Raw genomic sequence first — 6,277 nt, forward strand, 5'->3', positions numbered from 1 at the left:
CAGGATCTGCCCACTCTTCGAGTTGTAGAAACTGCAGCACGCGCCGATGAACGTCCGCTGACCTGGGCTCAAGGGGCTTCGAACCAGTTCCGTGAGGGCCATGAGATCGGGTTGCAGATCCCACTTGTCGGTCGCGGCCTGTACCGACTCGCAAGCCACCTGGAAGTACTCCGGACCGATTAGCATCACGGCGCGTTTCCAGGCCTCCAGGAACCGCCAATGCGCCTCCTGGCTTTGCCGCTGCGACTGCATCAGCGCCTCCAGTGCCTCCCGGTTCGAGCAGCTCCATACCAGCCCATTGGGAAGGATCGCCTGTTGTCACGCAGATTAAATCGTTGGACATCCCGCTGAAGTTCCCGGTCACACGCCCCGGTGAAACGTTTGGAAAGGGGGAGGAGCGTGGGGTGGGAACGTTGATGGCCTTGTCTTGGCCCACGGCCTGCAGGATCTCCAAGGCTTCGAGATACTCGCGGTACTCGAGGCGGGTCGCATCGGTATCGGGCAACTCGTAATGCCGGCGCCAGTCTTCGTACGTATGCACCGGCATTCCTCCCAGCTGTGATGTGTGAGGAAGGCCTGTGACAATGCTGTGGCTTGGCTAGATGGCTGGGGCGATTGACTCTGTAGGTTCTTGTTTATTTGGTGCCGGTGGACGGAATCGAACCGCCGACCTACTGATTACGAATCAGTTGCTCTACCGACTGAGCTACACCGGCTAGTTGGTCGGAGCGCGGGAGTATAGCCGAAGTGGGTGGGGGGTCACAACGACGCCCCGGGTCGCATCGTCAGGCATCCCGTGCCCGGGTGAGGTCGGCTTCTTCCCAGTCGGCGCCCATGGCGGTGAGGCGCTCCTGGAGTGCGGCGATGACCGTGTCCACCTCCTCGTTGGCCCCGCGCGCGCCGAGCTCCAGTTCGTACTCCGGCGGGCACCAGCGCGGCAGGCACGAGAGGCGTACGCGCGTGTACTGCTCGGTAAATTCGTCCAGCAGCGGGATGGCGTGGCTTTCGCGCATGCCGCGCACGGTCAGGGCACGCTCCTTGCGGTCGCCCCGGGCGTGGAGGTGGGCGTAGTGGTTGTCGAGCACCCAGGCGACCATGGGCCAGGCCATGTTGGGAAAACCGGGGACGAAGTGGTGGTGACCGAGGGAGAAGCCCGGAATCCGGTTGACCGGGTTGGGGATGATGCCCGCGCTTTTGGGAAACTCGATCATGCGCTGGCGCTGCGCATTGATGCTGTCGCCGAACTGTTCGCGAAGCAGCCGCAAACCCTCCGGGTGGGGCTCGAGCTCCAGGCCGGCGGCGACGCCTGCGCACTGGCGGGTGCGGTCGTCAGGGGTGCCACCAATACCGCCGAAGCTAAAGACGATGTCGTCACTGGCCATGGAGGCGGTGAGGGTTTGCGTGAGGCGCTGCGGGTCGTCCCCTAGAAAGCGGGCCCAGGCGAGTTCCAGCCCCCGATCACCCAACAGCTCGATGACCTTGGGCATGTGGCCGTCCCGGCGTTTACCGGAGAGGATTTCATCGCCGATGATGATCACGCCGAAGCCGGGGGGTTGCTCAGTCGACATGGTGGTCTCCGGGATTGTGGTGGTGCGCGCGTGGCGGCTCGTCAACGTCGATCGATCAGGGGTGGGAGCTGGTCCAGGCTCTGGATTTCCTCATGGTCGACCCTCGGGACGTCCGCAGGCCAGGCGGCGCCGGAGCGGTTGAGCCAGATGGCGCGCAGGCCATGTTGGGCGGCGCCGGTGACGTCGCTGATCGGGTCGTCGCCGACGTGAATGAGCCGCTCCATGGGCACGCCCGCGCCGCGGGAGGCGGCCTCGAACATGGGCCGGCTGGGTTTGGCGGCGCCAACGTGGACGGCCGAATACGCGGCCACGAAGTAGTGGCCCAAGGCCAGGCGATGGACATCGGCGTTGCCGTTGGTCAGCGCAACCAGGGGCAGGCGTTGGTGGAGCTGCTCCAGTAATGGCAGCGCATCCGGGTAAAGCTCGATGCGGTGCCGGGCATCGAGGAACACCTCGAAGGCTTCCTCGGCCGCGCGCTTGGGCGCGCCTACGCTCGCGGCGGCACGCTCGAAGGTGCGGATGCGAAGCGCCGTGACGTTGTAGAGCAGCTCCGGGGATTCCTCGGCAACCTGATCCCGCAGCACGCGCATGCGCTCAGGCGGGTACTGTTCGGCAATGGCCGGATAATGCGCTCGCAAAAAGGCGACGGTCTCCTCCTCGGCTCGCTGCAGCACGCCATCGAGCCGCCACAGCGTCTCGTCCAGGTCCAGACTGAGGGCGTACATCAGCGCTGTTCCTCCTCCACACGGCGCCACACGCACGGCCCGCCGACGGCGGCGTCGAGCCGTTGCAGCCACGCCTCATGGGCGGCGGTTTCGTCCACGCTCGCCCGGATGACGCGCAGTTTCGGGCGGTCCGCGCTTACCCGGCGCGGGGCATGGCGCCCGCCGGCCCCGGCATGGGCTTCGTCCTCGGCATCAAGGGACAGCGTGACCTGCCCGCCGGTCATGGCCAGGTAGAGGTCGCTCAGGATCTCGGCGTCCAGCAGGGCGCCGTGGAGTTCGCGTTGGGAGTTGTCCACCTCGTAGCGCTTGCACAGCGCATCGAGGGTGTTGCGCTGCCCGGGGTGCAGGCTGCGCGCCATGACCAGCGTATCGGTCACCGTGCAGCAGTCGGCCACGGTGGGCAGACCGCGCTCCAGCAGGGCGAGCTCGTAATCGATGAACCCCACGTCGAACGGGGCATTGTGGATCACCAGGTCCGCGCCGTTGATGAATTCATGGAACTCATCGGCGATGTCGACAAAGCGCGGCTTATCGGCGAGGAAGTCGTTTGTAATGCCGTGGATCTCCACAGCACCGGGATCCACCTCGCGGTCGGGGTTGAGGTAGACGTGGTAGGTGCGACCCGTCCGGCGGCGCTTGTCCATCTCTACCGCACCGATCTCGATGATGCGGTGGCCCTGGGATGTCTCCAGCCCCGTGGTTTCCGTATCCAGCACGATCTGCCGCATGGGCTTCTCCGTCATTTGCTGCCGCAGTCCCGGGGCCTTTAGAGCCCAGGGCGCCGATCCACATTACAGTGCGAGCATCTTGTCAATGCCTTGGTTCGCAAGCCTGTCCGCCCTTTCATTCTCCGCATGGCCGCTATGGCCGCGGACCCATCGCCACTCCACCTGGTGCCGCTGGACCTGGTGGTCCAGCTCCTGCCAGAGGTCGGCGTTCTTCACTGGCTTGCGCGCTGCGGTCTTCCAGCCGCGGCGCTTCCAGTTCGGCAGCCATTCGGTGATGCCCTTGCGCAGGTATTGCGAGTCGGTGGTCAGCACCACGTGACAGGGCTGCTTCAGGGCCTCAAGACCACGAATGGCCGCGAGTAATTCCATGCGGTTGTTGGTGGTCTCGCGCTCGCCGCCGCACAAGCCCTTTTCCTTGCCGTTCCAGCGCAGCAACGTGCCCCAGCCGCCGGGCCCGGGGTTACCGCGGCAGGCGCCATCACTGTAGATCTCGACGGTTTTCACGGGTTGCGTTCATCCTTTTGAATGCGGTGCGTCGACGGGCGTGGGCCGCGGCAGGCGCGTCGGCTGCCAGGGTGCGCTTGCGCTGCAACACCGCACCCATTGGGATGGCGCGGCACACGCGCTTGCGGTAGAGCTGGGCATTGACGCCCCCCAGGGCCGGCCAGAAGCGCCGGCCCATCCGCTCCAGGGCCTGCAACCGCTGCTGGATTCCCGGGCGCTGAAGCGGTGGCCGGAAGAACACCCGCTCATGCTGCCGATGCTCCAGGCCCAGCACACGACACCAATCCCGCAGCCGCAGCCCGGTGTAATAATGGCCGCACCAAGGCGGGGCACCACCCCACAGAGGTCCCACGACGCGACCCAGCCCCCAGAGGCTCATCGGATTGAACGCCAGCAGGAGCATATGCCCTTCCGGTGCGAGCACCCGCTCGGCCTCGCGCAGGAGCGCATGGGGCTCATGCTCGAACTCCAGCTGGTGGACCATCACCAGGGTATCGACGCTGCGGCTACGAAACGGCAGGTCGTCCTGCCAGGCCCTAACGCAGGGCCGGACCGAGTCATCCCGGTCAACGATCCATTGCCGTACCGCGCCAGCGACCGGCAGGGCCGTCGAATCGCCCATGGCGCCGAGCTGAACCAGAAAACCAGGCCGGCAATCCGCCAGCATCCGCCCCACCGCCTCGCGCTCGGCGGCGGCCACCAGCTCCCCAAGCGGGGTTCGGAACCAGTCCTGCAAGGAGTCCTCACCCATCATCTTGCCCCACCGACGCAGTGCACCGGCAATTTGATTACCCCAACGACCAGCCCACTCACCACCACAAGGCCGAACCCTCCAATACCATGTCTAATTCTATCAGGCTCCTGGGACGCGGTGACCAGTTACTCACCCATCGCCCGGTTCTGCCCGCGACCCGCAGCAAGAGTTGGTGTAGGGTAAGTTGAGGAGGCGCCAATCCGGAGCCATGCCTTTCGCAAGTCAGTTTCGCGTTGGACCACAGCGGCAGAACGGTTAGCATAATGGCTATGACGACGGTATTCCCTGTTCCAGCACTCAACGACAACTACGTCTGGGTTATTACCGATGACCACGGCCATTGCGCGGTGGTCGACCCCGGCGAGGCCGCCCCGGTGGTCGAGGCCTTGCGGGCGCGTAACCTGACCCTGGACGCCATTCTCGTCACCCACCACCACCCCGATCACCAGGGCGGCGTGGGCGGCGTGCTCAAGTACGCCGAGGTTCCCGTCTACGGCCCCGCGGCGGAATCCATCCGGCACCGCACGCACGCGCTGCGCGAGGGGGATGTGGTCCGTCTGGATACCTTAGGTCTGGAGCTGGGCGTGCTGGAGACCCCCGGGCACACCGCCGGGCACATCAGCCTGTATGGGCACGGGCTGCTGTTCTCGGGAGATACGCTCTTCGCTGGAGGCTGCGGCCGGCTCTTCGAAGGCACGCCGGAGCAAATGATGCAGTCCCTGAGCAAGTTGACGGAGCTGCCGGCGGATACCAACGTCTACGCAGGGCACGAGTATACGCTGGCGAACCTCCGCTTTGCGCACCGGGTGGAGCCGGACAACGACGCTCTGAGCGAGCGAGTGGAAGCAGTGCAGGCCCTCAGGGCACGTGGGGAGTGCACGATGCCGAGCACTCTGGAGGAGGAACTGCGTACCAACCCCTTCCTGCGCTCAGGCGTTGATGCCGTCAGGCGAAACGCAGAACAGTATGCCGGTAAACGGCTAAGCTCGCCGGTGGACGTATTCGCCACCGTGCGGGCGTGGAAAGACGCGAGCTAGTGTCCTGTATTGACACGATCGCGTAAGGGTGGCGGAGCGTGATGACGCTTCGGCTGGGTGTCCGCCGGCACACAGTTGGTGGCCGTTTAGTGCTGGCATTGGGATCAAATAACAACCAATTGGGAGACGCATCGGGTGATTTCCATCAGACTGCCCTTGCTGCTGATGACGAGCTTGGTATTGCCGGCTTGCGCCCATATGCCGTACTCCGGCAGCGCAGAGCCGGAGCAGGCCGCACCAGCGGACCAACCGCAAGCAATGGACCCGCCCCGCCAGGACGACGTGCTCTTCCCGGGGGTGGTGCTCGCTGAGAAACCTGCCGTCACGGAATTGAAAGAATCCGGCGCCGCTTATCCGAACGACCTCTGGGCTCGAATACGCGACGGCTACAAGATCGACGCGGATCTGGACGACCCGCGCGTCGTCGCCAAGGTAGACCGCTACAGCCGCAACCAGCGGTACCTGGATCAGGTCACCGAGCGCGCGGAGCCTTACCTGCATTACATCGTCGAGGCCATCGAGGCGCGTGATCTGCCTATGGAGCTCGCGCTGCTGCCGGTGGTGGAGAGCGGTTACCGGCCGTTTGCATACTCCCACGGCCGTGCCGCAGGGATCTGGCAATTCGTGCCGGGAACCGCCCGGCATTATGGTCTGCGACGCTCCTGGTGGTATGACGGCCGGCGCGATGTCATCGCGTCCACCGAGGCAGCGCTCGATTATCTGGAACGGCTCGGTGAGATGTTCGAGGGCGACTGGCTACTCGCCGTGGCCGCCTACAACGCGGGCGAAGGGCGGGTTCTGGCGGCGATTCGTCAGGCCGCCGCCAATGGCGAGCCGACGGATTACTGGAACCTGGCACTGCCCCAGGAGACACGCAAGTATGTCCCGCGCCTGTTGGCCGCCAGTGCGCTGGTCAAGGATCCCCGTGCCTATGACATCGAGCTTGCCAGCATTCCCGACC

The 6,277-nt window shown here is 65.2% G+C and carries 7 protein-coding genes, 1 tRNA gene and 1 pseudogene; 2 read left to right on the forward strand and 7 right to left on the reverse strand.

Annotation, left to right across the window (positions count from 1 at the left end):
• From QZT63_RS02820 to QZT63_RS02850, 7 genes and pseudogenes are all read right to left on the reverse strand, one after another.
• Positions 1-252, reverse strand: a pseudogene (locus tag QZT63_RS02820) (hypothetical protein); the annotation flags it as partial.
• A 388-nt stretch (positions 253-640) separates the two neighbouring features.
• Positions 641-716, reverse strand: a tRNA-Thr gene (locus tag QZT63_RS02825).
• 69 nt (positions 717-785) lie between these two features.
• Positions 786-1,568: a competence/damage-inducible protein A gene (locus tag QZT63_RS02830; RefSeq protein ID WP_290648391.1), complete on the reverse strand. Its 783-nt coding sequence runs from the start codon at positions 1,566-1,568 to the stop codon at positions 786-788.
• A 41-nt stretch (positions 1,569-1,609) separates the two neighbouring features.
• Positions 1,610-2,293: an HAD family hydrolase gene (locus tag QZT63_RS02835; protein ID WP_290648392.1), complete on the reverse strand. Its 684-nt coding sequence runs from the start codon at positions 2,291-2,293 to the stop codon at positions 1,610-1,612.
• A complete protein-coding gene (dnaQ, locus tag QZT63_RS02840; protein WP_290648394.1) occupies positions 2,293-3,021 on the reverse strand; it encodes a DNA polymerase III subunit epsilon in 729 nt (242 codons plus the stop codon). The genes QZT63_RS02835 and dnaQ overlap by 1 nt, the downstream gene beginning before the upstream one ends.
• A 63-nt stretch (positions 3,022-3,084) precedes the next feature.
• Positions 3,085-3,525 (reverse strand): ribonuclease HI, encoded by a 441-nt coding sequence (rnhA, locus tag QZT63_RS02845; protein WP_290648396.1) that lies wholly within the window; start codon positions 3,523-3,525, stop codon positions 3,085-3,087.
• Positions 3,500-4,279: a methyltransferase domain-containing protein gene (locus tag QZT63_RS02850; RefSeq protein WP_290648398.1), complete on the reverse strand. Its 780-nt coding sequence runs from the start codon at positions 4,277-4,279 to the stop codon at positions 3,500-3,502. Before QZT63_RS02850 ends, rnhA begins: the two co-directional genes overlap by 26 nt.
• Before the next feature lie 269 nt (positions 4,280-4,548).
• Between QZT63_RS02850 and gloB the strand changes: the two genes are divergently transcribed.
• Together gloB and QZT63_RS02860 are read left to right on the forward strand one after the other, a co-directional pair.
• Complete coding sequence (gene gloB / locus QZT63_RS02855) at positions 4,549-5,316, forward strand: hydroxyacylglutathione hydrolase (RefSeq protein WP_290648400.1); 768 nt, start codon at positions 4,549-4,551, stop codon at positions 5,314-5,316.
• Between the two features lie 135 nt (positions 5,317-5,451).
• The coding region (locus QZT63_RS02860; RefSeq protein ID WP_290648402.1) for a transglycosylase SLT domain-containing protein at positions 5,452-6,277 on the forward strand (826 nt) is incomplete at its 3' end.

Origin of the sequence: Aquisalimonas sp. (genome assembly GCF_007120195.1) — a bacterium.
GTDB lineage: Bacteria > Pseudomonadota > Gammaproteobacteria > Nitrococcales > Aquisalimonadaceae > Aquisalimonas.

Coding starts and splice junctions, on each gene's coding strand:
- QZT63_RS02835 (WP_290648392.1), bottom strand. CDS start 2,293: ATGTACGCCCTCAGTCTGGACCTGGACGAGACGCTGTGGCGGCTCGAT.
- dnaQ (WP_290648394.1), bottom strand. CDS start 3,021: ATGCGGCAGATCGTGCTGGATACGGAAACCACGGGGCTGGAGACATCC.
- QZT63_RS02830 (WP_290648391.1), bottom strand. CDS start 1,568: ATGTCGACTGAGCAACCCCCCGGCTTCGGCGTGATCATCATCGGCGAT.
- gloB (WP_290648400.1), top strand. CDS start 4,549: ATGACGACGGTATTCCCTGTTCCAGCACTCAACGACAACTACGTCTGG.
- QZT63_RS02850 (WP_290648398.1), bottom strand. CDS start 4,279: ATGATGGGTGAGGACTCCTTGCAGGACTGGTTCCGAACCCCGCTTGGG.